20 protein-coding genes are annotated in these 22,990 nt (G+C 69.9%); 11 read left to right on the top strand and 9 right to left on the bottom strand.

Annotated features, from left to right (window positions below; all coding sequences use genetic code 11):
* Positions 1-26 precede the first annotated feature (26 nt).
* Both FXO23_RS20380 and FXO23_RS20375 read right to left on the bottom strand, forming a co-directional pair.
* On the bottom strand, positions 27-1,262 hold the full coding sequence (locus tag FXO23_RS20380) for a cytochrome P450 (protein WP_158886951.1): 1,236 nt from the start codon (positions 1,260-1,262) through the stop codon (positions 27-29).
* 3 nt (positions 1,263-1,265) lie between these two features.
* Positions 1,266-2,129, bottom strand: a complete 864-nt coding sequence (locus FXO23_RS20375; protein WP_158886950.1) for a 3-hydroxyacyl-CoA dehydrogenase family protein — start codon at positions 2,127-2,129, stop codon at positions 1,266-1,268.
* A 111-nt stretch (positions 2,130-2,240) separates the two neighbouring features.
* Between FXO23_RS20375 and paaI the strand changes: the two genes are divergently transcribed.
* The 3 genes from paaI to FXO23_RS20360 are packed head-to-tail and all read left to right on the top strand — an operon-like array spanning position 2,241 to position 4,530.
* Positions 2,241-2,636 (top strand): hydroxyphenylacetyl-CoA thioesterase PaaI, encoded by a 396-nt coding sequence (gene paaI / locus FXO23_RS20370; RefSeq protein ID WP_158886994.1) that lies wholly within the window; start codon positions 2,241-2,243, stop codon positions 2,634-2,636.
* Positions 2,633-3,928 carry a phenylacetate--CoA ligase PaaK gene (gene paaK / locus FXO23_RS20365; RefSeq protein WP_179956819.1) on the top strand — a complete coding sequence of 432 codons (1,296 nt, stop codon included), beginning with the start codon at positions 2,633-2,635 and terminating at the stop codon, positions 3,926-3,928. The genes paaI and paaK overlap by 4 nt, the downstream gene beginning before the upstream one ends.
* Positions 3,925-4,530 carry a TetR/AcrR family transcriptional regulator gene (locus FXO23_RS20360; RefSeq protein WP_158886949.1) on the top strand — a complete coding sequence of 202 codons (606 nt, stop codon included), beginning with the start codon at positions 3,925-3,927 and terminating at the stop codon, positions 4,528-4,530. The genes paaK and FXO23_RS20360 overlap by 4 nt, the downstream gene beginning before the upstream one ends.
* A gap of 1 nt (position 4,531) precedes the next feature.
* Here the strand turns inward: FXO23_RS20360 and FXO23_RS20355 are convergent, their stop codons facing one another.
* Entirely contained in the window at positions 4,532-4,795 is a 264-nt protein-coding gene (locus FXO23_RS20355; protein ID WP_158886948.1) for a hypothetical protein, read from the bottom strand.
* 494 nt (positions 4,796-5,289) lie between these two features.
* Here FXO23_RS20355 and FXO23_RS20350 point away from each other — a divergent pair, with 494 nt between their 5' ends.
* Genes FXO23_RS20350 through FXO23_RS20340 form a run of 3 tightly spaced genes read left to right on the top strand, consistent with a single transcriptional unit; the run spans position 5,290 to position 8,071 of the window.
* Positions 5,290-6,432 (top strand): acyl-CoA dehydrogenase family protein, encoded by a 1,143-nt coding sequence (locus tag FXO23_RS20350; protein ID WP_158886947.1) that lies wholly within the window; start codon positions 5,290-5,292, stop codon positions 6,430-6,432.
* Positions 6,433-6,446: 14 nt separating this feature from the next.
* Complete coding sequence (locus FXO23_RS20345; protein ID WP_158886946.1) at positions 6,447-7,418, top strand: NAD(P)H-dependent flavin oxidoreductase; 972 nt, start codon at positions 6,447-6,449, stop codon at positions 7,416-7,418.
* Between the two features lie 23 nt (positions 7,419-7,441).
* Positions 7,442-8,071 (top strand): TetR/AcrR family transcriptional regulator, encoded by a 630-nt coding sequence (locus tag FXO23_RS20340; RefSeq protein ID WP_158886945.1) that lies wholly within the window; start codon positions 7,442-7,444, stop codon positions 8,069-8,071.
* A 114-nt stretch (positions 8,072-8,185) separates the two neighbouring features.
* Here the strand turns inward: FXO23_RS20340 and FXO23_RS20335 are convergent, their stop codons facing one another.
* On the bottom strand, positions 8,186-9,262 hold the full coding sequence (locus FXO23_RS20335; protein ID WP_158886944.1) for an AraC family transcriptional regulator: 1,077 nt from the start codon (positions 9,260-9,262) through the stop codon (positions 8,186-8,188).
* A gap of 115 nt (positions 9,263-9,377) precedes the next feature.
* Between FXO23_RS20335 and FXO23_RS20330 the strand changes: the two genes are divergently transcribed.
* Positions 9,378-10,865, top strand: a complete 1,488-nt coding sequence (locus FXO23_RS20330) for a flavin-containing monooxygenase (RefSeq protein WP_158886943.1) — start codon at positions 9,378-9,380, stop codon at positions 10,863-10,865.
* Positions 10,862-12,550, top strand: a complete 1,689-nt coding sequence (locus FXO23_RS20325; protein ID WP_158886942.1) for a GMC family oxidoreductase — start codon at positions 10,862-10,864, stop codon at positions 12,548-12,550. Before FXO23_RS20330 ends, FXO23_RS20325 begins: the two co-directional genes overlap by 4 nt.
* Positions 12,551-12,844: 294 nt before the next feature.
* Here the strand turns inward: FXO23_RS20325 and FXO23_RS20320 are convergent, their stop codons facing one another.
* Positions 12,845-14,314, bottom strand: a complete 1,470-nt coding sequence (locus FXO23_RS20320) for a chitinase (protein WP_158886941.1) — start codon at positions 14,312-14,314, stop codon at positions 12,845-12,847.
* Positions 14,315-14,485: 171 nt separating this feature from the next.
* On the opposite strand from FXO23_RS20320, the gene FXO23_RS20315 reads away from it, so the two are divergent.
* Positions 14,486-16,828 (top strand): Tex family protein, encoded by a 2,343-nt coding sequence (locus tag FXO23_RS20315; RefSeq protein ID WP_158886940.1) that lies wholly within the window; start codon positions 14,486-14,488, stop codon positions 16,826-16,828.
* Here FXO23_RS20315 and FXO23_RS20310 read toward each other — a convergent pair.
* Positions 16,825-17,646: an SAM-dependent methyltransferase gene (locus tag FXO23_RS20310; RefSeq protein ID WP_158886939.1), complete on the bottom strand. Its 822-nt coding sequence runs from the start codon at positions 17,644-17,646 to the stop codon at positions 16,825-16,827. The genes FXO23_RS20315 and FXO23_RS20310 overlap by 4 nt on opposite strands.
* A gap of 70 nt (positions 17,647-17,716) precedes the next feature.
* On the opposite strand from FXO23_RS20310, the gene FXO23_RS20305 reads away from it, so the two are divergent.
* Together FXO23_RS20305 and FXO23_RS20300 are read left to right on the top strand one after the other, a co-directional pair.
* Positions 17,717-19,003, top strand: coding sequence for a cytochrome P450 family protein (locus FXO23_RS20305; protein WP_158886938.1), 1,287 nt, complete (start codon positions 17,717-17,719; stop codon positions 19,001-19,003).
* Positions 18,997-19,893, top strand: a complete 897-nt coding sequence (locus FXO23_RS20300; protein WP_158886937.1) for an L-tyrosine/L-tryptophan isonitrile synthase family protein — start codon at positions 18,997-18,999, stop codon at positions 19,891-19,893. Before FXO23_RS20305 ends, FXO23_RS20300 begins: the two co-directional genes overlap by 7 nt.
* On the opposite strand, the gene FXO23_RS20295 is transcribed toward FXO23_RS20300, so the two are convergent.
* Genes FXO23_RS20295 through FXO23_RS20285 form a run of 3 tightly spaced genes read right to left on the bottom strand, consistent with a single transcriptional unit; the run spans position 19,875 to position 22,920 of the window.
* The gene (locus tag FXO23_RS20295; protein ID WP_158886936.1) at positions 19,875-20,660 is read right to left on the bottom strand and encodes an ABC transporter ATP-binding protein; all 786 of its coding nucleotides are present in this window, start codon (positions 20,658-20,660) and stop codon (positions 19,875-19,877) included. The two genes, FXO23_RS20300 and FXO23_RS20295, sit on opposite strands and share 19 nt — an antisense overlap.
* Entirely contained in the window at positions 20,660-21,703 is a 1,044-nt protein-coding gene (locus tag FXO23_RS20290; protein WP_158886935.1) for a FecCD family ABC transporter permease, read from the bottom strand. Before FXO23_RS20290 ends, FXO23_RS20295 begins: the two co-directional genes overlap by 1 nt.
* On the bottom strand, positions 21,700-22,920 hold the full coding sequence (locus tag FXO23_RS20285; RefSeq protein ID WP_158886934.1) for an ABC transporter substrate-binding protein: 1,221 nt from the start codon (positions 22,918-22,920) through the stop codon (positions 21,700-21,702). Before FXO23_RS20285 ends, FXO23_RS20290 begins: the two co-directional genes overlap by 4 nt.
* Between the last annotated feature and the right edge of the window lie 70 nt (positions 22,921-22,990).

Here is a 22,990-nt window from a genome sequence, read left to right as displayed (position 1 = left end):
CGCCCGACCCCGAAAGTGCGCGGCGGTCACCAGCGCAGCGGCAGGTGGGTGACCCCGTTGATGAAGTTCGAGGTCAGGCGCTTGACCTCGCCGTCCAGCTCCACCCGGGGCAACCGGGTGAGGAACTGCTGGAAGAAGATCCGCATCTGCAACCGCCCGAAATGCGCGCCGAGGCAGAGGTGCGGCCCCTGCCCGAAGGCGAGGTGGTCGTTGGGCTCGCGGGCGAGGTCGAACCGGAACGGGTCGGCGAACGCCCGCTCGTCGTAGTGCGCGGACGCGAAGTAGACGACCACCTTGTCCCCCGCGCGGATGGCCTGCCCACCGAGTTCGGTGTCCCGGGCCGCGGTGCGGCGGAAGGTGAGCACCGGCGGATGCCAGCGCAGCATCTCCTCGACCGCGCTGGGCAGCAGCTCCGGTTCGGCGCGCAGCCGGGCGTACTGATCGGGGTGTTCGACCAGCGCGAGCACGCCGCCGGGCAGCGCGCTGCGCACGGTGTCGTTGCCCGCGATCACCACCAGGAAGAAGAACATCTCCAGCTCGGCGTCGTCCAGCGCGCGCCCGTCGACCGAGGCCTGGACCAGCGCGGTCATCAGGTCGTCGCCCGGATTCCGGCGCTTCTCGGCGGCCAGTTCCTGGGCGTAGGCGAACATGTCGCGCAGCATCGCGGGCGAACGCGGGTTGACCGGCCGGCCCTCGGCGTCCCGGACGACTTCGGCGTGCTCGGGGTCCTGGTAGCCGATCACCCGGTTCGTCCAGTTGAGCAGCAGCCCGCGGTCGGCGGCGGGCACACCGAGCAGATCGGCGAGGTTGAGCAGCGGGAAGTCGTCGGTGACCTCGACCGGGAGGTCGCAGTGTCCCCGTTCGGCCACCGCGGCGAGCAGCGAATGCGCCCGTTCGGCGATCTGCTCGCTGGACCGTTCCAGTCTGCGCCGGGTGAACACCGCGGCGACCAGCTTGCGCAGCCGGTTGTGCTCCGGCGCGTCCATGTTCAGGATCATCCGGCGGATGAACGCGAGATCATCCGGTTCGGGGTCGCGGATCTGGGTGGCGCCCAGCCAGGACGAGTAGATCTCCGGGGTGCGCAGCACGTGCTTGACGTCGGCGTGCCGGGTCACCGCCCAGTAACCGGGTCCGCCCGGCCAGTCGGCCACCTCGTGCTCGTCCTGCCAGCACACCGGCGCGGTGTCCCGCAGCACGCGGAACTCGTCGTGCGGCAGGCCGTGCGCGAAAACCCGCGGATCGAAAACGTCCGGTACCCCCATAGCTCACTCCCAGTCGTGGAAACCGCGTCCCGTCTTGCGGCCGAGTTCGCCGCGCGCCACCTTGTCCCGCAGCAGCCGCGGCGGGGTGAACCGCTCCCCCAGCGTCGACGCCAAGTATTCGGCGATCGCCAGCCGGACGTCGAGACCGACCAGATCGGTGGAACGCAAGGGCCCCATCGGGTGGCGGTAGCCCAGTTCCATCGCCCGATCGATGGATTCGGCGTCGGCGACGCCCTCCTCCAGCATCCGGATCGCCTCCAGCCCGAGCAGCACGCCGAGCCGGCTGGTCGCGAAACCCGGCGAATCGCGGACCACGACGTCGGTCTTGTCCAGGGCCCGCACCCAGGACACCACCCGCTCGCACGTCCGCGTCGCGGTCTGCGGTCCGACGACGATCTCGACGAGCTGCGACGGGGGCACCGGGTTGAAGAAGTGCATGCCGAGGAAGCGGGCGGGCTCGGCCAGGGCGGCGGCCAGTTCGGCGATGGACAGCGAACTGGTGTTGCTCGCGAGCACGGTCTCCGGGCCGGTGGCGCGCTCGGCGGCGACCAGCACCTCGATCTTGAGATCCGCCCGTTCGGGCACCGCCTCGACCACCAGTCCGGTGTCGGCGGGCAGTTCCCCGACCGAGGTGATCACCCGGATCCGGGCGAGCAGGTCCGTGCGCGCCACGGTGAGCTTCCCGCGTTCGGCGGCCCGGTGAATGCTGGCCTCGATCCGTTCCCGGGCGGCCTTCGCCGCCGTTTCGTCGTTCTCCACCACCGCCACCGCCGAACCGGCCGCGGCGAAGACCTGCGCGATCCCGGCGCCCATCCGGCCGCCACCGATCACGCCCACGGTCGCCGGGGTCGCGCTGCTGTCCGCCATGACTCTCCTCTTGACACCGACTCGGTCACTGCATTTACTGGCCGACACATAACCGTCCATTCGGTCAGTTGGCAAGGCGGTGGAGCTTTGACACGCAATGCCGCGTTCGCCATGTTCGAGGCGGACGAGGCCTCCCGCGCGCTCGGCATCGAACTGCTCGACGCGGAGCGGGGGCGGGCCGTGGCCACGATGCGGGTGACCCCGGCGATGGTCAACGGCCACGACATCGCGCACGGCGGGTACGTGTTCCTGCTCGCCGACACCACGTTCGCCTGCGCCTGCAACAGCCACGGCCCGGTGACCGTGGCCGCCGGCGCGGAGATCTCCTTCGTGCGGACGGCGAAACTGGATGACCAGCTGGTGGCCACCGCGGAGGAACGCACCCGCTACGGCCGCAGCGGGATCTACGACGTCACCGTGCACCGCGAGGATCCGGAGGGCCGCACGGTGATCGCCGAGTTCCGCGGCCGGAGCCGGATCATCGACCGAGACGGGATGAACACGTGACCGACCTCGATGCCGCCGAGAAGCTGAGCGTGGACGAGCTGCGCGCCCGGCAACTGGAACGTCTGCAGTGGACACTCCGGCACGCGTACGAGAACGTTCCGTGCTACACGAAGAAGTTCGACGATGCCGGGGTGCGGCCGGAGGACTGCCGGAGCCTGGCGGACCTGGCCGAGTTCCCGTTCACCACCAAGGCGGATCTGCGGGACAACTACCCGTTCGGGATGTTCGCGGTCCCCGAATCGGAGGTGCGCCGGATCCACGCGTCCAGCGGCACCACCGGGCAGCCGACCGTGGTCGGGTACACCGCGGACGATCTGGACACCTGGGCGACGGTGATGGCGCGCTCGATCCGCGCCGCGGGCGGGCGGCCCGGGCACAAGGTGCACGTCGCTTACGGCTACGGGCTGTTCACCGGTGGGCTCGGCGCGCACTACGGCGCCGAGAAACTGGGCTGTACGGTCATTCCCGCGTCCGGCGGGATGACCTCGCGGCAGGTGCGGATCATCACCGACTTCCGGCCCGAGATCATCATGGTGACGCCGTCGTACCTGCTGACCTTGCTCGACGAGTTCGAACGGCAGGGCATCGATCCGCGCACGAGTTCGCTGCGGGTGGGCATCTTCGGCGCGGAACCGTGGACCGAGCAGATGCGCGCGGAGATCGAGGAGCGCGCCGGCCTCGACGCGGTGGACATCTACGGGCTGTCCGAGGTGATCGGGCCCGGGGTCGCGCAGGAATGCGCGGAGACCAAGGACGGGCTGCACATCTGGGAGGACCACTTCTACCCCGAGGTGATCGACCCGGTCGAGGGGAACGTGCTCGATCCGGGCGAGCACGGGGAACTGGTGTTCACCTCGCTCACCAAACAGGCGATGCCGATCATCCGCTACCGCACGCGCGACCTCACCCGGCTGCTGCCCGGCACCGCGCGGCCCGCGTTCCGGCGCATGGAGAAGGTGACCGGCCGCAGCGACGACATGATCATCCTGCGCGGGGTCAACGTCTTCCCGACCCAGATCGAGGAGGTCGTGCTGCGGATCGAAGGGCTGTCCCCGCATTTCCAGCTCGTGCGCACGCGGCGGGAGCGGATGGACCACCTCGCCGTGCACGTGGAGGCGCGGCACGACACGACCGCCGAGCGGCGGGTGGACGCGGCCGCCGAACTCGTCCGGGGTGTCAAGGAGGCGGTCGGGGTGACCGTCGAAGCGGCCGTGGTCGATCCGGACACCCTGGAACGCTCGATGGGCAAGATGCGGCGCGTGCTCGACCGCCGCGAAGCGGGAACGCCATGACCGCCGAGGCGAAACCCGCCCGCCGGGGCCGGCCCGGCTACGACCTGGAGTCGCTGCTGCAGGTCGCGGTGAAGCTGTTCAACGAACGCGGGTACGACGGCACGAGCATGGAGGACCTGTCCCGCAAACTGGGCATCACGAAATCCGCGATCTACCACCACGTGCCGAGCAAGGAGGAACTCCTGCGGCTGGCGGTGAACCGCGCGCTGGACGGGCTGTTCGACGTGGCCGCCGAGGTCGAGGCGGCCGACGGGCGGGCCATCGACCGGCTGGAACTGCTGGTGCGCGGCAGTATCGCGGTGCTGACCGAACGGCTGCCGTTCGTGACGCTGCTGCTGCGGGTGCGGGGCAACACCAAGGTGGAACGCGCCGCGCTCGCCCGGCGGCGGGAGTTCGACCGGATCGTGACCGAACTGGTCAAACAGGCCGAGGCCGAGGGGGACGTGCGGCCGGACGTGGATCCGGCGGTCACCAGCCGACTGCTGTTCGGCCTGGTCAACTCGCTGATCGAGTGGTACCGGCCGCGGCGCGGGTCGTCCGGGGAGATCGCCGACGCCGTGTGCAAGATCGCGTTCGAGGGGTTGCGGCAGTCCCGGGACTAGGTCATTCCGCTTCGGCCTGCCAGAGCAGGGCTCGGTGCAGGTGCTGGATGAGGCGCTCGTCGTCGTTCTCGGTGGGTTCGGAGCCGATCGGCAGCCAGGTTTCGGCGACCTTGCGGTCGTGGTCGTAGCTGATGAGCAGGACGCCGGGATAGCAGAGGGTCTCCCGGTTCCCGCCGGGCACCTCGACGTCGATCTCCCGGCATCGCAGCAGGATCTGGACCCACCGACCCGGACAGCCGGAGGGTTTCCCACCAGTGCTTTCCATCTCCGCCTACCCCGGGTGTACGGACCCTCGCCCCTCCCGTCGTCCGGCGCACCACCTTAGTTACCGGCAGGTTGTCCCGGTTCGATAACGCAGGTGCGCCGCAGCAGTTGACGAGTCGTCAACCTATCGCCGCCAATTCACCCATCAGGGTGTCGAACAGACGTTCGAAACGGGATACAGTGAATCGCATGGAGGGCACGCGCATCGGCGGATTCCCGGCGGCCGCACCACCTCGGTAGCCGGGCGCCGCCGCACACGACATCACCGGCGGTTTCACCACGATGATTGGAGGGCAAGCATGAACCGTGAACGGTTCGCATTCGGCAGACCCGGCTGACCGGGCGCGGTGGCACGCCACTTCGCCGTCACGCAGCCCGCGGCCGCACGGGCCACCGGGCGCGCATCGGGTCGCCTGGATCAGGGTCGACACTGTTGACAGCTAGTCAACAATGGGTAAGGGTGGAGGCTCCACGGCAGGCGGCACGAGGAGCACCATGGCCCCGAATCTCAGCACCGAGCAGCGAGACTTCGTCGCGGCGATCCGCGAGTTCACGCGGCGGGAGTGCGGCACCAAGGAGCAGCGGGACAAGCTGACCGACGGCGGCCGCGAGCCGCACAGTCCCGAGCTGTACCAGAAGATGGCCGACCTCGGCTGGCTCGGGATCGCGATTCCGGAGGAGTACGGCGGCTCGGGGCTCGGCATGGTCGATCTCTGCCTGTTCCTGGACGAGATCGGCCGGGCCCAGGCGCCGGTCGCCTCGTTCGCGCCGACCATGGTGGCGGCGGCCGCGTACGAGAAGTTCGGGACAGACGATCAGAAGCGCACGGTGCTCGGCGGGGTGGCGCGCGGGAAGATCGAGTCGATCTCGATGTCCGAACCGGGGGCCGGATCGGACGTGGCGGCGCTGACCTGCCGGGCCGAGCGGACGGCCGGGGGCTACCTGATCAACGGGCAGAAGACGTGGTGTTCCGGGGCGCACCTGGCCGAGCACATCCTGCTCGTCGCGCGCACGTCGACCGGCGGGTCGAAACACGACGGGCTGACCGAGTTCATGGTGCCCGCCTCGGCGGAGGGGCTGGTCATCCGGGGCATCGAGACCATGGGCGGCAAGGAGGTGAACGACCTCTACTTCACCGACTGCTTCGTGCCGGACAGTGCGGTGGTGGGCGTCGTGGACCAGGCCTGGACGCAGCTCATGGCCGGGCTGAACCTGGAGCGGATGATGCTCGCCTCGCTCATGCTGGGCACCGCGCGGCGGGCGTTCGAGGACACCGTCGAGTACGTGAAGCAACGGGAGCAGTTCGGGCGGCCGATCGGGAGTTTCCAGGCGCTGCGGCACCGGATCGCGGATCTGGCGACCGAGATCGAATGCGCGAGCCTGCTCGTGTACGACGTCGCGGAGAAGATCGACGCGGCGCCGCAGGTTCCGCTGCCCCGAGAGGCGTCGATGGCCAAGCTCAAGGCGACCGAGGTGGCCAAACACGCCGCACTGGAGGGCATGCAGATGCTCGGCGGATACGGGTACGCGACCGAGTACGGCATGGAGCGGCTGCTGCGGTCCACGGTGGTGTCCACTGTGTACGGTGGGACAAGCGAGATTCAGCGGGACATCATCGGCAAGACCTACGGGCTGTGAAGGGGAACGGGTCAATGCTGCGCACCAGGTTCACCGAACTGTTCGGGGTCGAGCACCCGATCGCACAGGGCGGTATGCAATGGGTGGGGCGGGCCGAGCTCGTCGCCGCGGTGGCCAACGCCGGGGCGCTCGGGTTCCTCACGGCGCTCACCCAGCCGACGCCGGAGGATCTCGTCGCCGAGATCGGGCGGTGCCGGGAACTGACCGACAAGCCGTTCGGGGTCAACCTGACCATCCTGCCGTCGATCAATCCGCCGCCCTACGACGAATACCGGCGCGCGATCATCGAGTCCGGGGTGAAGATCGTGGAGACCGCGGGCTTCAACCCGGCCGAGCACCTGCCCGACTTCCGGGCGGCCGGAATCAAGGTGGTGCACAAGTGCACCAGCGTGCGGCACGCGGTCAAGGCGGAATCCATCGGCGTGGACGCGGTGAGCATCGACGGGTTCGAATGCGCCGGGCATCCCGGGGAGGACGACATTCCGGGACTGGTGCTTATCCCCGCCGCGGCGAACCGGATCAGCATCCCGATGCTCGCCTCCGGCGGGTTCGCCGACGCCCGCGGACTGGTTGCCGCGCTCGCGCTCGGCGCCGACGGGGTCAACATGGGCACCCGGTTCCTGTGCACCCGGGAATCGCCGGTGCACCAGCGGGTCAAGGAGCAGTTGGTGGCCAACAGCGAGCGGGACACCGAACTGATCTTCCGCCCGCTGCGGAACACGGCGAGGGTGGCGAGCAACGAAATCAGCCGGAAGGTGGTGGAAATTCTCGACAATGGCGGGCAGTTTCCGGAGGTGCGCGATCTCGTCGCCGGGGCGCGGGGGCGCAAGGTGTTCGACGAGGGGGACCTCGACGCCGGGATCTGGAGCGCGGGGATGGTGCAGGGACTGATCACCGACATTCCGAGCGTCGCGGAACTTGTTCACCGCACGGTCAAGGAAGCATCGGAGATCATCAAACAGCGGCTGATCGGATTGACTACCTAGCCGATCGCCGGGAGGCTGGCGAAATGAGCGTGGAAACGTCGGCGAAACGGCGCAGGCTGGAACCGGAGGCGCGGCGCGCCGAGATTCTCGCCGCGGCCCGGAAGCTGTTCGACGCGGGCAACTACGCGTCGGTGTCGACCTCGGACATCGCGAAGGCGGCCGGGGTCGCCCGCCCGCTGATCAACCATTACTTCGGGAGCAAACGCGACCTCTACCTGGAGGTCGTGCGCCAGATGATGGTGGTGCCGGCGCCGGTCACCGAACACCTGCCGAAAACGACGGTCGAGCAACGGATCGCGATCAGTGTGGACCGCTGGCTGGACGTGGTGGAACGCAACAAGCGGGCGTGGCTCGCCGCGATCGGGCCGGAAGCGATCGGGCGGGACGAGGACATCGAGCAGATCATGCTCGAATCGGACGAAATCGCCGCCGATCGGGTTCTCGAGGCCGCGATGATGACCGACGTCACCGAGGGACGCGAAGAACTGCGCGCGATGATCCGGGCCTACGGCAGCATGCTCAAAGCGGCCTCGCGGGAATGGCTGGTGCGCGAGACCCTGACCCGCGCCGACCTGCACATCATGCTCACCGACTCGATCCTGCACCTGCTGCGGGTAACTTTTCCGGCAGTGCTCGAGTCGAAACACGCCTGACAGAGACTTGCGAACTGGACTGACCTGCGGTGAGCCCAAGAACGCGCGCTCGGCGAAGCCCGCGAGCGTGGCGGCGGGGCGTCGGACAGCGTGCAGGCGAGACGACCGACCAAGTCAGAGCCCCGGCGACACGCTCGTGTCCGCGCGTTTCCCGACAACACCGCCCGGGCGGCGCCGCGCGTAGGCGGCCGGGGTCATGCCCTTCCACCGCTTGAACGCGAAGATGAAACTGGAGGCCTCCGCGTACCCGAGGCGAATGGCGACGTCCTCGACCGACAACGCACCGGTGGCGAGCATCTCCTCGGCCAGTGCCTGGCGGACCTCGTCCACCAGGGCCCGGTAACTGGTTCCGGCCTCTTCCAGGCGGCGGCGCAGGGTGCGCGGGCTCATGTTCAGTTCCCGCGCCACCGCGTCCATTCCGGTGTCCGCGCCGCCGACGCGGACCAGGCGTTCCCGCACCTCGTGCGAAATGCCGGACCGCGACCGGCGGCGTGCCACCAGTTCCCGGCACTGCGCCTCGCAGATCGCCACCGTGTGCTCGTTGGCCTGCGGCAGCGGGCGGTCCAGGTACCGGGCGTCGATCGTGGACACGTTCGCCGGGCGGGAAAACCGCGGCCGCACCCCGAACGCCGCCAGGTAGGCATCCACAGTGGACGGCTCCGGGTGGCGGAACTCCACGGAACCCAGGCAAACCGAGGGGAGCAGATCGCGCATCATCGTGCAGATCGCGGCCAGATCGCGAAGCACCAGGAAGCGGGCCACGTCGGCGGGCACCCGTTCGTCGTCCAGCACCATCGACACCCGGTCGCCGTCCACCGACACGTGCGGGATGCAGAACGTGAAACTCAGGTCCAGGTAGCGCAGCGCGAACCGCATCGCGTCGCGCAGCGTCGGGCTGCTGACACACGCGAACCCGAAGATGCCGAACGTCGTCACGTGGTACCGGCGGCCCAGCTCGAGCCCGTTGACCTCGGAATGTCCCAGTGCGGCGGCCAGGTTGCGCACCACGGCCAGTTCCTGCCGGGCGTCGACCTGCAACCGCGGGTCCAGCAGGTCGTCGGCGGTCAACGCGACCCCGGCCAGCACGTCGCCGGCCTGGTGCTCCTCCGCGAACCGGGTCATCAGCAGGATGCTCGCCGTGCTGCGCGGGAAGTCCCAGTCCCGGACGGCGGGGTCGGCGAGCTCGGCCATGGCCGGAATTATCGATCGACATCCCCGCCGGGCGCCAGGGGGATTGGCCGGAAATCTCGATTCGCTGGCCTTCTCTGCACTTCACTCGGGGTCGGGCACGCCGTAACGTCGAGCCATGGGTACAGCGCAGTCACTCTCCGTTGTCATCGTGGGCACCGGGTTCGGCGGCCTCGGCACCGCGATCGAGCTCAAACGCGCGGGCTTCCACGACTTCACCATCCTGGAGAAGGCGACCGAGGTCGGCGGCGTGTGGCGGGAGAACACCTACCCCGGCGCGGGCTGCGACATCCCGTCCCCGCTGTACTCCTTCTCCTACGAGCCGAACCCGCACTGGCCCAAGCGGTACTCGCTGCAGGCCGACATCCACGCCTACATGAAGCGGGTCGTCGCCAAATACGGCCTCGAACCGCACATCCGCTTCGGCACCGAGGTCACCTCCGCCACCTTCGACGAGGACCGCGCCCGCTGGCGGGTCGAGACCGGCACCGGGGAGACCTTCGACGCGAACGTGTTCGTCCCGGCTGTCGGCCAGCTCTCCTGGCCGGTCTGGCCGGACATCCCGGGGCAGGCGAGTTTCACCGGCCGCAGCTTCCACTCCGCGCTGTGGGACCACGACTGCGACCTGACCGGCAAACGGGTCGCGGTGATCGGCACCGGGGCGAGCGCGATCCAGTTCGTGCCGGAGATCCAGCCGCGGGTCGGGCGCCTCACCGTGTTCCAGCGGTCCGCGCCCTACATCATGGCGAAGAACGACACGAAGTACCGGCGCTGGCAGCACTGGCTGTTCCGGCACCTGCCCGCGACCCAGCTCGCCGGCAGGCTGCGGATCTGGCTGCTCGCCGAGTACGCCACCTACGCCATGACCAAGCACCGCACCCTGGCCAGGGGCTTCGAACTGCGCACCGCGCAGCTGCGCCGGCGGCACATCAAGGATCCCGAGCTGCGCCGCAAGCTGAAACCGGACTACGCGATGGGCTGCAAGCGGATCCTGTTCACCAACGACTACCTGCCCGCGCTCGCCCAGCCGAACGTGCAAGTGGAAACGAACCGGATCACCGAGATCACCCCGAACGGCGTGCGGACCGCGGACGGCGCCGAACACGGGGCGGACGTGATCATCTACGGCACCGGGTTCGCCGCGACCGACTTCCTCGGCCCGCTCAAGGTGCACGGCCTCGGCGGCCGGAGCCTCGACGACGCCTGGGCCGGGGGCGCCCGGGCGTACCTGGGCATGACGGTTCCCGGGTTCCCCAACCTGTTCTGCGTGTACGGCCCGAACACCAACCTCGGCGCCGGATCGATCATCTACATGATCGAGCGCCAGGCGCGCTACATCCGCCAGGCCGTCGAGCACCTCACCGTGCCCGACGCGTCCTATGTGGACGTCCGGCCCGAGGTGGAACGGCGCTACGACGGGGAAGTCCAGCGCAGGCTGGCGAAAAGCGTGTGGAGCAGGTGCACCAGCTGGTACCGGCAGCCGGACGGGCGGGTCACCACCAACTGGCCCGGCCTGGTCTCCGAGTACCACCTCCGGACCCGGCGGTTCGACCCGGCCGAATACCGCACGGTGAACGCGGCGAAGGCGAAGGCGGGTGCGCGATGACGGACTTCGACTACGACGTGCTGGTGATCGGCTCGGGCTTCGGCGGCAGCGTCACCGCGTTGCGGCTGACCGAGAAGGGTTACCGGGTCGGCGTGCTGGAGACCGGCCGCCGGTTCGCCGACGACGAATTCGCGAAGACCTCCTGGCGGCTGCGCAGGTACCTGTGGGCGCCCAAACTCGGCTGCTTCGGCATCCAGCGGCTGACCCTGCTCAAGAACACGTTCGTGATGAGCGGTTCCGGTGTCGGCGGCGGCTCGCTGGTCTACGCCAACACGCTCTACGAACCGCCGGACACCTTCTACGCCGATCCGCAGTGGGCGCACATCACCGACTGGAAGGGCGAGTTGGCGCCGCACTACGACCAGGCCAAGCGGATGCTCGGCGTCACCCTCAACCCGGCCACCACCCCGGCCGACAAGGTGCTGCGCGAGGTCGCCGAGGATCTGGGCATCGGGCACACCTACCGCCCGACCCCGGTCGGCGTGTACTTCGGCGAGCCGGGGAGCAAACCGGGCCGGGACGTGCCGGACCCGTTCTTCGGCGGCGCGGGCCCGGCGCGCCAGGCGTGCACGCACTGCGGGGAATGCATGACCGGGTGCCGGGTGGGCGCCAAGAACACGCTGGTGAAGAACTACCTCTGCCTCGCGGAAAAGGCGGGCGCGCGGGTGCATCCGCTGACCACCGCGGTCGACGTGCGCCCGCTGCCGGGCGGCGGGTACCGGGTGCACACCGAACGCACCGGCCGCTGGCTGCGCAAGGGAAAACGAGCGTTCACCGCCGAGCAGGTGGTGTTCTCGGCGGCCTCGCTGGGCACCCAGCGGTTGCTGCACCGCCTGCGCGACACCGGGGCGCTGCCGGGCATCTCGCCGCGGCTGGGGCGGCTCGCGCGCACCAACTCCGAGGCCGTGCTCGCCGCGCGTTCACTGCGCGCGGATTCCGATTTCACCCGGGGCGTGGCGATCACCTCGTCCATCCATCCGGACGCGGTCACCCATGTCGAACCGGTGCGCTACGGCAAGGGCAGCAACTTCATGGGCCTGCTCACCACGGTCCTGGTCGACGCCGAACCGGGCAAGCGGCGCTGGGTGCTCGGCCTGCGCGAACTGCTCCGGCAGTGGCGGCACCTGCTCCGGCTGCACAACCCGCGCCGCTGGTCGGAGCGGATGATCGGCCTGCTGGTGATGCAGACGCTGGACAACTCGGTCACCACGTACACCAAACGCGGGCTGTTCGGGCGCCGCACGATGACCACCCGGCAGGGCGACGGCGCGCCGAACCCGGAATGGATCCCCGCCGGGAACCAGATCGCCCGGCGCGTGGCGGAGAAGATCGGCGGCCTGCCGCAGGGGTCGTGGACCGAGTTCTTCAACATCCCGATCACCGGCCACTTCATCGGCGGCTGCGCGATCGGCGACTCGCCCGAGACCGGTGTGGTCGATCCGTACCAGCGCCTCTACGGTCACCCCGGCCTGCACGTGGTGGATGGATCGGCCATCTCGGCAAACCTGGGCGTGAACCCGTCCCTCACCATCACCGCCCAGGCCGAACGGGCGATGTCCCTGTGGCCGAACCGCGGGGAACCCGACGAGCGCCCCGAACTCGGCGCCCCGTACCGGCGGCTCGCCCCGATCCCCCCGAAACACCCCGCCGTCCCGGCCACCGCCCCCGCCGCCCTCCGCCGGTAGCTCGCGAGTCCCCGTCCGGTCACCGAACTACACACTCAGGCACGCGAACCACACACTCGCGCACGCGAACCACACACTCGGAACCAAAGCATCCCGCGCGCCCGCCCGGCATCGCCGTTCAGGCAGGCGCGCGACCATGGCGGCATCCGGATGTCAACCGGCTCACCGGCCATCCCCACCGGAAACCGCCGAAAAAATAGCAAGGGACCTTTACTCCAGTTGAACCGTAGTAAAGGTCCCACGCTACGGATTGGCTGGAGTGAAGGTCCCTTGCTGCCGCCGCGGGAGCGGACGTCAGGGGAGGGTTTTCAGGTGGGCGCTGACCGGGTTGGCGAAGCCGTAACCGCTGGAGGCGTCCCAGTTGATCGACCAGGTCATCGCGCCGCGGATCGCCGGGTAGGTCGCCGACGGTTTGAATCCGGCGCAGCGGGTGCCCCGGGCCAGGCAGTCCAGGGCCGCGGTCACGTTGCCCGGTGGCTGGTAGCCGCCGCCCGCGCCGGACGGGGACGCGGGCAGGCCCAGGCCGACCTGGTCGGGACGCAACCCGCCCTGCAACTGGATGCAGGCCAGCGCGGTGAGGAAGTCGATCGAGCCCTGGCCGTAGACCTTCTGGTCGCAGCCGAGCATGGTGCCCGAGTTGTAGTATTGCATGTTGACGATCGTCAGGATGTCCTTGATCGCCAGCGCGAGCTGGAAGTAGCCGCCCTGAGTGGACTGCATGTCGACGGTCTGCGGGGCCATGGTGATCACCGTGCCGCCTCCGGCGTGGATCCGGCGCAGCGCCGAGCCCATGTGCGTGGGGTTGATCCCGTTCTCCAGATCGACGTCGACGCCGTCGAAGCCGTACTTCTTGATCAGCTCGGTCATGGTCCGGGCGAAGTTGTCCGCGGCGGCCGCGTCGCCGACGTAGATGGTGCCCTTCTCGCCGCCGACCGAGAGGACCACCTTCTGCCCGCGGCTCTGCAGCGTCTTGACATCGGCCTTGAACTGCTCGTCGGTGTAGCCGCCGAGCTTCGAGGACAGCCCCGGGTCCAGGGTGAAGTTCACCGCGCCCCAGGTGCCCGGCACCGCGTCGGCGAAGGCGACCGCCACGATGTTGTAACTGGTCGGCACGTCGGCCAGCCGGAGCGCCTTCGCGCCGTTGTAGAAGTTCTGCCAGTACCCGGTGAGCACGTGCTTGGGCAGCGCGCCACTCGGCGGAGGCGTCGTGGTGGTGGTCGGCGGCGTGGTCGACGAAGGCGGGGTGGTGCTCGTCGGCGGCTCACCCGGGCCGTCCAGGCTCACGTCGTCGGCGAAGTACGCGGGCTGGCCGAACCAGCCGTGCAGGTAGATCGTCACGCTGCTCGCCGACGCGCCCGTCTTGAAGTTCAGCGACAGCCGCGTCCACGCGCCCCCGGCCGGGGTCCAGGTGTTGGTGTCCGTGGTCCCGGTGCCGGTCACCCCGAGGTAGGTGTAGGCGCCCTGCACCCACGCGGTCAGCTGGTAGTCGCTGTTCGGGCGCACCGGAACGGCCTGCGCGCAGCGGCCGTTCTCCTGACCGGAGGGCACGCCGGTGAGCGCGTAGGAACCGGAGTGGACCGGGCTGGTCACCACTCCCCCGCCGGAGGAACACGACCAGCCGGTGAGGTTCCCGGCTTCGAAGTCCGAATTCGTGACCAGGTTCGCCGCGGCGGCGGGGCCCGCGAGGGCGAGGACGAGCCCGGTGGCGACGGCCACCAGGGCGGCGGACAGGGCGGCTAACCAGCGTTTTGTCTTGTGCAGCACAGGGCTCTCCGCTCACATCTGCAGGGGTGATGTGGAACACACAGCATCTGGTCTAGACCACTTCCTGTCAAGGAGCGGGCTTGGGGATGCCCTACGAAAGTCGGGAATCCCCGGCAGGCAGAATGCGAGGTCGGACTCACACGAGAGGGCGGATCAGGAGTGACAGCGGCCGTGCAGTCGGTTCAACAGAAGATCGCCGAGGAGCTCGGCGTAGGCGAAGGTCAGGTCAAGGCGGCCGTCGACCTGCTCGACGGCGGCGCGACCGTGCCGTTCATCGCGCGCTACCGCAAGGAAGCCACCGGGATGCTCGACGACGCGCAGCTGCGCACGCTCGAGGACCGGCTGCGCTACCTGCGTGAACTCGACGAGCGCCGCACCGCGGTGCTCGAGTCGATCCGCAATCAGGGCAAACTCGACGAGGCGCTGGAAGCGCAGATCATGGCCGCCGACACCAAGTCGCGGCTGGAAGACATCTACCTGCCCTACAAGCCCAAGCGGCGCACCAAGGCGCAGGTCGCGCGCGAAGCCGGGCTCGAACCGCTCGCCGACGGCCTGCTGAACGACCCGAACACCGATCCGCAGGCGGCGGCCGCGGTCTTCGTGGACGCCGACAAGGGCGTGGCCGACGCGGCGGCGGCGCTGGACGGGGCGCGGGCGATCCTGGTCGAACGCTTCGCCGAGGACGCCGACCTGATCGGCGAGCTGCGCGAGAAGATGTGGTCCCAGGGCCGCCTCGCCTCCAAGGTGCGCGACGGGAAGGCCGAAGAGGGCGCCAAGTTCGCCGACTACTTCGAGTTCTCCGAGCCGTTCACCAAGATGCCCTCGCACCGGATCCTCGCCATGTTCCGCGGCGAGAAGGAGGAGGTCCTCGACCTCACCGTCGAACCGGAGGAGCCCAGCGAAGAGCCCAAACCAGGGCCCACGGACTACGAGCGCAAGATCGCCCAGCGGTTCGGCATCTCCGACGAGGGCCGCCCGGGCGACAAGTGGCTGAACGACACGGTCCGCTGGGCCTGGCGCACCAAGATCCTGCTGCACCTGGGCATCGACCTGCGGCTGCGGCTGCGCCAGGCGGCCGAGGACGAGGCGATCCGGGTGTTCGCCGCGAACCTGCGCGACCTGCTGCTCGCCGCGCCCGCCGGGACCCGCGCCACGATGGGCCTCGACCCCGGGTTCCGCACCGGCGTGAAGGTCGCCGTGGTCGACGCGACCGGCAAGGTCGTCGCCACCCACACCATCTACCCGCACCAGCCGCAGAACCGGTGGGACGAGTCGATCGCCGCGCTGGCCAAACTGGCCGCCGCGCACCAGGTGGACCTGATCGCCATCGGCAACGGCACCGCCTCGCGGGAGACCGACAAGCTCGCCATCGAGCTGATCAAGAAGCACCCCGAGCTGAAGCTGACCAAGGCCGTGGTCTCCGAGGCGGGCGCCTCGGTCTACTCGGCGTCGGCTTTCGCCTCGCAGGAACTGCCGGAGCTGGACGTGTCGCTGCGCGGCGCGGTGTCCATCGCCCGGCGCCTGCAGGATCCGCTCGCCGAACTGGTCAAGATCGATCCGAAGTCGATCGGGGTCGGGCAGTACCAGCACGACCTGTCCGAGGTGGCGCTGTCCCGTTCGCTGGACGCCGTGGTCGAGGACTGCGTGAACGCGGTCGGCGTGGACGTCAACACCGCCTCCGCGCCGCTGCTGACCCGGGTTTCCGGCATCACCACCGGGCTGGCCGAGAACATCGTCGGCCACCGCGACGCGAACGGCCCGTTCCGGTCCCGCAGCGCGCTCAAGGAGGTGCCGCGGCTGGGCCCGAAGGCGTTCGAGCAGTGCGCGGGCTTCCTGCGCATCCCCGGCGGCGACGACCCGCTCGACTCCTCCAGCGTGCACCCCGAGGCCTATCCGGTGGTGCGGCGGATCCTGTCGAAGACCGGCAAGGACCTCAAGGAGCTGATCGGCAACACCCGCGTGCTGCAGGGACTGCGGCCGGGCGAGTTCGTCGACGAGACCTTCGGCCTGCCGACGGTCACCGACATCCTGGCCGAGCTGGACAAACCGGGCCGCGACCCGCGGCCGGCGTTCAAGACCGCGACCTTCGCCGAAGGCGTGGACAAGATCTCCGACCTCAAGCCCGGGATGCGGCTGGAGGGCGTGGTCACCAACGTGGCCGCGTTCGGCGCGTTCGTGGACGTGGGCGTGCACCAGGACGGCCTGGTGCACGTGTCGGCGATGTCCAAGAACTTCGTCAAGGATCCGCGGGACGTGGTGAAACCCGGCGACATCGTGCAGGTCAAGGTGCTGGACGTGGACGTGCCGCGCAAGCGGATCTCGCTCACCCTGCGCCTGGACGACGAACCGGGCGCCGGTAAGCCGTCCGGCGGCGGGAACCGGCAGGGCCAGCGCCAGGGGCAGGGGCAAGGTCAGCAGCGCAAGGGCGGCGGCCAGCGGCAGAACCGCGGCGGTTCCGGCGGTGGCGGCGCCCTGGCCGACGCGCTGCGGCGCGCCGGTTACGGCAAGAACTAGGGTTTGCGGCCGACGGCGGCCAGCATCACCGCGCGTTCGGGGCGGTCCCCGACGTCGTCCGGGTGGGCTGGCCGCCATTCCGGGGTGAACACGACACCGGGTTCGACGATGTCGAATCCGGCCATCAGCTCGCGAATCTCCGCACGTCCCCGCAGGTAGAGCGGGTTGCTGGTGTTCTTGTACAGCTCGACCGTGCGGAACAGGTCCGGCCCCTGCTGTTCGCCGGTGTCGGTGGACAGCGCGAGGAAACTCCCGGGCGCCATCGCGTCCCGGTACCGGGCGATCATCCCGGCGGGATCGCGTTCGTCCGGGATGAAGTGGATCATCGCGGCGAGGAGCACCAGCACCGGCTGGTCGAAGTCGAGCAGCCGCCGCGTGGTCGGGTGTTCGAGGATGCTCTCCGGCGTCTCCCCGTCGGCCATCACCATCTCGGCGCGGTCGTTGCCCTCCAGCACGATCTGGCTGTGCGCCACCGCGATCGGCTCGTTGTCCACGTACACCACGCGGGATTCGGGCGCGAGCGCCTGGGCGACCTCGTGCACGTGCCCCTCGGTGGGCATGCCCGAACCGATGTCGAGGAACTGCCGGACGCCCTGTTCCACCGCGAACCGCACGGCCCGGCGCAGCCACAACCGGTTGGCCAGGCACAGTTCGCGCGCGTCCGGCAACTCCTCGATGACCTTGTCCCCGAACGCGCGGTCCATGGCGTAGTTGAGCTTCCCGCCGAGCAGGTAGTCGTACACGCGCGCCGGATTGGGTTTGTCCAGCTCAAGGTCCCTGCCCTCGGCCGGTGGCACGTCTTCCGGGAACCCCGACATCCCCAGTCCTCCTGTGCTCTACTCACAGTGTCTGGACCAATCCTAGGGGTAGACCGGCGACGTGGGCGCAATGGCCCAATTCACTGCGCCGAACGGACTGATCGCGGAACTAACCGCGCACCGCACCGACCTGTGGGGCGTGACCACCGCTCAACAACCGTTCCCCTTGTACGGCGAGGAATTCAAACGGGAACCGCATTGCCCCTACGCGCGGCTGCGCGAACGGGCGCCGTTGCACCGCGTCGAATTCCCCAGCGGCGTGGTGGGCTGGATCGTGACCGGATATCACGCGGCCACCGAATTGCTGACCGATCCGGAAATGAGCAAGGACCACCGCAACGGCACGGAGGAATGGCGCGCGACCGCCTCCCGGATGCCCGAGCCCTACCAATCCCGGATGCAGGTGCACCTGATGCACCGCGACGCCCCGGACCACACCCGGATGCGGCGGATGCTGGCGGACACGCTGTCCCCGCGGAACGTCGAACGCCTGCGGCCGCGCGCCACCGAGATCGCCGGGGAACTGGCCGACCGGATCGGCGGGGAACCGGTGGATCTGCTGGCCTCCTTCGCCTTCCCGTACGCCTTCACCGTGCTCTGCGAACTGATCGGCGTGCCCGGGGCTTACCGCGACCGGTTCGACCGCCGCTGGTGCGAGGCGGTGAACACGGTCGGGCCGCGCCATCCCCGGCGAGCGGAGTATGTGGGAATCCTGGCCGAACTGGACGCCTACATCGCCGAACTCCTCGCGTTCAAACGGCGCGCACCGGGCGACGACCTGATCAGCGCGCTGATCGCCCGGCAGGACGCCGGGGACCTGAGCGCCGGGGAACTCTCGTCGATGGTGTTCCAACTGCTCATCCCCGGCAGCGGCCCGGTGATGACGTTCCTCGGCAACGCGGTGCTCACCCTGCTGCGCCACCCGGAACAGCTCGCCGAACTGCGCGCCGATCCCGGCCTGCTGCCCGGCGCGGTCGACGAGTTGCTGCGGTTCGAGAGCCCGTTCGAACTGACCACCTGGCGACTGACCAAACAGGACAGACGGATGTTCGGCGGGGACGTGCCCGCCGGTAATCCGGTGATGGCCTCGCTCGCCGCCGCCAACCGCGATCCGGCCCGGTTCGACGAGCCCGGCACGCTGAACCTGCGCCGCAGCCCCAATCCGCACCTCGCGTTCGGGCACGGCAGCCACTACTGCCCCGGCGCGGCGCTGGCCCGGATGGAGGGGCAGGTCGCCCTGCGCGTGCTGCTGACCCGCTTCCCCGGTCTCCGGCTCGCGGTGCCCGAGGAGGAGCTGACCTGGACGCAGGCGGTCCTGGTCCGCGGGCTGACCTCGTTGCCGGTGCGGACGTGCTAGCCGAGGAGATTCTGGGCCTGCTGCTCCCCCAGCGGCGATCCGTGCCCGGGGAAAGCGGCGGCTCCTTCGACCACCAGCGCGCGGTCCTGGCGAAGGCGATCGCCGCGCGGGAACCGATCGTGTTCACCCTGCCCGCGTTCCCGTGCAAATCGCCCAACCCGGACAAGGTGCTCGGTCACCTGCCCGACCTCGGCGAGCGGCTCTCGCTGCGGTTCCTGGACGGCCTCTGCGCGCGGATCGAACGAGTGTACCCGCCGGGCGCGCGGATGCTGATCTGCTCGGACGGGCACGTGTTCGCCGATCTGATCCGGGTGCCCGACGACCACGTCGAAGAGTACGCGGGCGCGCTGCGCAAGCTGATCGCCGACGAGGGCCTGCACCGCATCGACACGTTCGACCTCACCGAGGCGTACGGCTCCCTGTCCGGTGCGGACATCCGGACGGCCCTCGTCGAGGAATTCGGCCAGTCGCTGGAAAGCCTGCGCGCGGAGGTGCACGCCGACGCCGACACCCTGCGGCACTACCGGGGCACCACGCGGTTCCTGCTGGAGGACGGCAGCGGCCCGGATTACCGGGGCACCCGGTCGGCGTTGCTGCGGGATTCCCGGCGCCGCGCCTACGGTGTGCTGCAACGCAGCCGGGCCTGGGGCGAGCTGATCGCGCGGGAGTTCCCGCACGCCCTGCGGCTGTCCATCCACCCGCAACGGGCCGGCACCGGGAAACTCGGCATCGTGCTGCTGGACGAGGCGGACGGCTGGAAGACGCCGTGGCATTCGGTCGTGCTCCAGCGCGGTGACCGGTTCTCCCTGCACCACCGGGCGGAAGCGGCGAAACTGGGCGAACTCGTCCTGGCCGGCGGGCGGCCGAGTCATTACGTGGCCAGGGAATAGCCCCCGGACATCGGGTCGAAATCGAACCCCGGACCGCTGAAGGCTTCGCGCAGCGCGCCGGAGAGCACCAGGTTCTCCGGCGCCGCGGCGAGGACCGCACCGGACGGGGTGACCAGCCAGATCCGGTCCGCGCTGCGTAGCGCCAGTTCGATGTCGTGGGTGGACAGCAGCGCGGCGATCCCGGCTTCCCGGCACAGCCCGCCGAGCATCGCGGTCAGCTCGGCGCGGCGCGGGGCGTCCAGGAACGCGGTCGGCTCGTCGAGCAGGATCACCGACGGCTGCTGCGCGAGCGCCCGGGCCACCATGAGCCGCTGCCGCTCCCCGTCGCTGAGCTCGTCCAGCGGCCGGTGCGCGAGTTCGGCCGAACCGGTGCGGCGCAACGCTTCGGTGACCACCTGATCGTCGGATTCGGTGAGCCGCCCGGCCCAGCCGGTGTAAGGCGCGCGGCCCATCGCCACCAGGTCCCGGCCGCGGATCGTGCCGAGCCCGATCCGGCTGGTCAGCACCACGGCCAGCGCCCGCGCCCGCCGCCTGCGCGACATCCGCGACAGCGGGGTGCCGAGCAGCTCGACCGCGCCGGAGACCGGGGACTGCAATCCGGCCAGGGTGCGCAGCAACGTGGACTTGCCGACCCCGTTCACGCCCAGTAAGCACACCAGCTCCCCGGGGCGGAGGGAAAGCTCAAGTCCACTGAGGACGGTCTTGGTTCCGCCGCGGACGTGGTAGCCGACCGAAAGGTCCCTTGTGGACAGTGCGGTCTCCGGCATCACACCTCCAGCCCGCGGCCGGACCGGCCCATCCGGATCAGCACCCAGGCGACCACCGGCGCGCCGAGGATCGCGAGCGAGGTGTTGATCGGCAGGGTGAGTTCCGCGCCGGGCAGCTGGCCGATGATCCCGGCGAGCAACGCGATCGCCGCGCCGAGCAACGCCGACGCCGGGACGAGCAGCCGGTGGTCGCCTGCGCGCAGCAGGCCGCGCGCGAGATGCGGCGCGGCGATGCCGAGGAACAGGATCGGCCCGGAATACGCGGTGACCGCACCGGCAAGCAACGCCGCGCCGAGCATCATCAGCCAGCGGAACCGGCGCACCGGCACCCCGAGCGATTCCGCGTAGGTTTCGCCCAGCAGGTACAGGTTCAGCTGTTTCACCCCGGTGAAGACCACGGCCAGCCCCAGCCCGACCGCGAGCGCCAGCACCGGCATCGACCGCCACGTGGTCCGCTCGAAACTCCCGACCACCCAGGTGGTGTAGGTCTTCACCGCCTCCGCGTCGCCGAGGTACACCAGCAGGTTGACCCCGGCCTGCACGAACGCGTTGAGCACCACGCCGAGGATGATCACGATCACCCCGCTGCGGATCATCGCGGCCACCGCGAGCATGAACGCCATGGCCGCGGTGGCGCCCAGCGCGGCCGCGGCGACCAGGCCGAGGTTCGCGCCCAGCCCGGCCCCGGCCAGCGCACCGGCGAGCGCGCCGCTGCCGCCGAGCACGATGAGCCCCACGCCGAGGCTCGCCCCGGCGTGGATGCCGAGCATGTTCGGCTCGGCCAGCGCGTTGCGGAACAGGGTCTGCATGACCAGCCCGGAAACGCCGAGCCCGGCACCGGCCAGCAACGCGGTCAGGGCCCGCGGCGCGCGGAGTTCGGTGACCAGGTAGGCCCAGGACGGTTGCGCGGTCGGCTGCCCGGTCAGCGCGCGCACCACGTCCAGCGGCGGGATGTCCACCGCGCCGAGGCTGATGCCCAGCACCAGCAGCAGCACGACCAGCAAACCCAGCGCGGGCAGGAGGATCGGCGGGCGCACCGTCACGGCTGGATCTGGCGGAAGAACGCGGGCTGGTGGCCGGGCAGCAGCTCCGGATGCGTCAGCCCCACCACGTCGGCGAGCAGCAGGTCCGGGTTGAGCAGGCCCCAGGACGAGTACTCCTTCGGCTGCGCCCGCGCGTACGCCCGCCCGGCGGCCAGCGCGGGGATCCGGCTCGTCGCCGGAACCTGCTCGACGAGCTGCTGCGCGGTCAGCCCGTTCTTCACGAAGTTCATCTGGAACCAGAAATCGGCCCCGCCCGCGGCCTCGACCACCCGCTCCATCGGCACCTGCTGCATCGACCGGCCGGGCAGGTCCAGCACGTTCCGGGTGCCCGCGTCCCGCACCAGCGCCGCGTCGAAGTAGTCGCGCTGCCGGGCGGTGAACTCGGCGCCGTGGTCGTTGCTCCCGATCAGCACGCCCGGTTTCGCGGACTGGCCGGTGGCCTTGGCCGACAACGCGTCGTAGCGCGCGAGCACCCCGTCCGCGTAGTCGTTCGCCTGCTTTTCCTGGCCGGTGAACAGGGACAGCAGCTTGATCTGTTCGGCGGCGCCGCGCGGGGACTCGTTGAACGCGGTGTAGGACAGCACCGGGATCCCGGCCTGTTTCAGCTGGTCCGCTTTGGCCTGATCGGTCGCGGCGGCGAAGAACACGTCCGGATGCAGTTCGATCAGGCGTTCGGTGTTCAGCTGCGCGCCGTGCCCGATCGGCTGCGCTCGCTTGTCGGTCAGCCGCTGCGCGACCTTCGGCATGGTGCGCGCGACCGTCGCGTCGAGGGACTGCTCGTCGTAGGCCACGAGCTTGTCCGGGGCGAGCACCTCGAAGGCCGCGGGGATCGCCGGTTCGCCGACCGCCGCCGCCTTGATCGGCACGCGCACCGCCGACGCGCCGGCGAGGTCACCGGTCAGTTCCGGTTGCGGCGTACCGCATTGGTAGAGCACGAACTTCTGCTCCGCGGGCGCGGCGCCGCCCATCGATCCCATCCCGGCCATCGCCGAGGGCGCCGAGTTCACCCGCAGCACCTTGTAGTTCTTGCGGTACTCGACCTGCCACAACGCCGACTGCCGCGCGGCCACCTTGTCCGGGAAGTAATCCGCGTTCGCGTCGAACGAGGTCGCGCAGCCCGCCTCGCCCGCTCCCTGCTGGCCGCCGGAAGCGCCCGAGCACGCGGTCAGCGCGGCCGCGGTGACCGCGGCCAGGGCGAGGGGAACGATCCGGTGCATCTGGGCATCCTCCGCGGTCGCGAACCCGGCCGATCGGCCGTCGACCAGTGGTCGGTTCGCACCGGTGGCG

The organism is Amycolatopsis anabasis, assembly GCF_009765355.1.
GTDB classification, from domain to species: Bacteria; Actinomycetota; Actinomycetes; order Mycobacteriales; family Pseudonocardiaceae; genus Amycolatopsis; species Amycolatopsis anabasis.
The sequence above is the reverse complement of the archived record's forward strand: the minus strand, read 5'-3'. Positions and strand labels throughout refer to the sequence as shown.

Excerpts from the sequence above, each read along its gene's own strand:
- FXO23_RS20380 (WP_158886951.1), bottom strand. The coding sequence starts at position 1,262 with ATGGGGGTACCGGACGTTTTCGATCCGCGGGTTTTCGCGCACGGCCTG.
- FXO23_RS20375 (WP_158886950.1), bottom strand. The coding sequence starts at position 2,129 with ATGGCGGACAGCAGCGCGACCCCGGCGACCGTGGGCGTGATCGGTGGC.
- paaI (WP_158886994.1), top strand. The coding sequence starts at position 2,241 with ATGTTCGAGGCGGACGAGGCCTCCCGCGCGCTCGGCATCGAACTGCTC.
- FXO23_RS20360 (WP_158886949.1), top strand. The coding sequence starts at position 3,925 with ATGACCGCCGAGGCGAAACCCGCCCGCCGGGGCCGGCCCGGCTACGAC.
- FXO23_RS20355 (WP_158886948.1), bottom strand. The coding sequence starts at position 4,795 with ATGGAAAGCACTGGTGGGAAACCCTCCGGCTGTCCGGGTCGGTGGGTC.
- FXO23_RS20350 (WP_158886947.1), top strand. The coding sequence starts at position 5,290 with ATGGCCCCGAATCTCAGCACCGAGCAGCGAGACTTCGTCGCGGCGATC.
- FXO23_RS20345 (WP_158886946.1), top strand. The coding sequence starts at position 6,447 with ATGCTGCGCACCAGGTTCACCGAACTGTTCGGGGTCGAGCACCCGATC.
- FXO23_RS20340 (WP_158886945.1), top strand. The coding sequence starts at position 7,442 with ATGAGCGTGGAAACGTCGGCGAAACGGCGCAGGCTGGAACCGGAGGCG.
- FXO23_RS20335 (WP_158886944.1), bottom strand. The coding sequence starts at position 9,262 with ATGGCCGAGCTCGCCGACCCCGCCGTCCGGGACTGGGACTTCCCGCGC.
- FXO23_RS20330 (WP_158886943.1), top strand. The coding sequence starts at position 9,378 with ATGGGTACAGCGCAGTCACTCTCCGTTGTCATCGTGGGCACCGGGTTC.
- FXO23_RS20325 (WP_158886942.1), top strand. The coding sequence starts at position 10,862 with ATGACGGACTTCGACTACGACGTGCTGGTGATCGGCTCGGGCTTCGGC.
- FXO23_RS20310 (WP_158886939.1), bottom strand. The coding sequence starts at position 17,646 with ATGTCGGGGTTCCCGGAAGACGTGCCACCGGCCGAGGGCAGGGACCTT.
- FXO23_RS20305 (WP_158886938.1), top strand. The coding sequence starts at position 17,717 with ATGGCCCAATTCACTGCGCCGAACGGACTGATCGCGGAACTAACCGCG.
- FXO23_RS20295 (WP_158886936.1), bottom strand. The coding sequence starts at position 20,660 with ATGCCGGAGACCGCACTGTCCACAAGGGACCTTTCGGTCGGCTACCAC.
- FXO23_RS20285 (WP_158886934.1), bottom strand. The coding sequence starts at position 22,920 with ATGCACCGGATCGTTCCCCTCGCCCTGGCCGCGGTCACCGCGGCCGCG.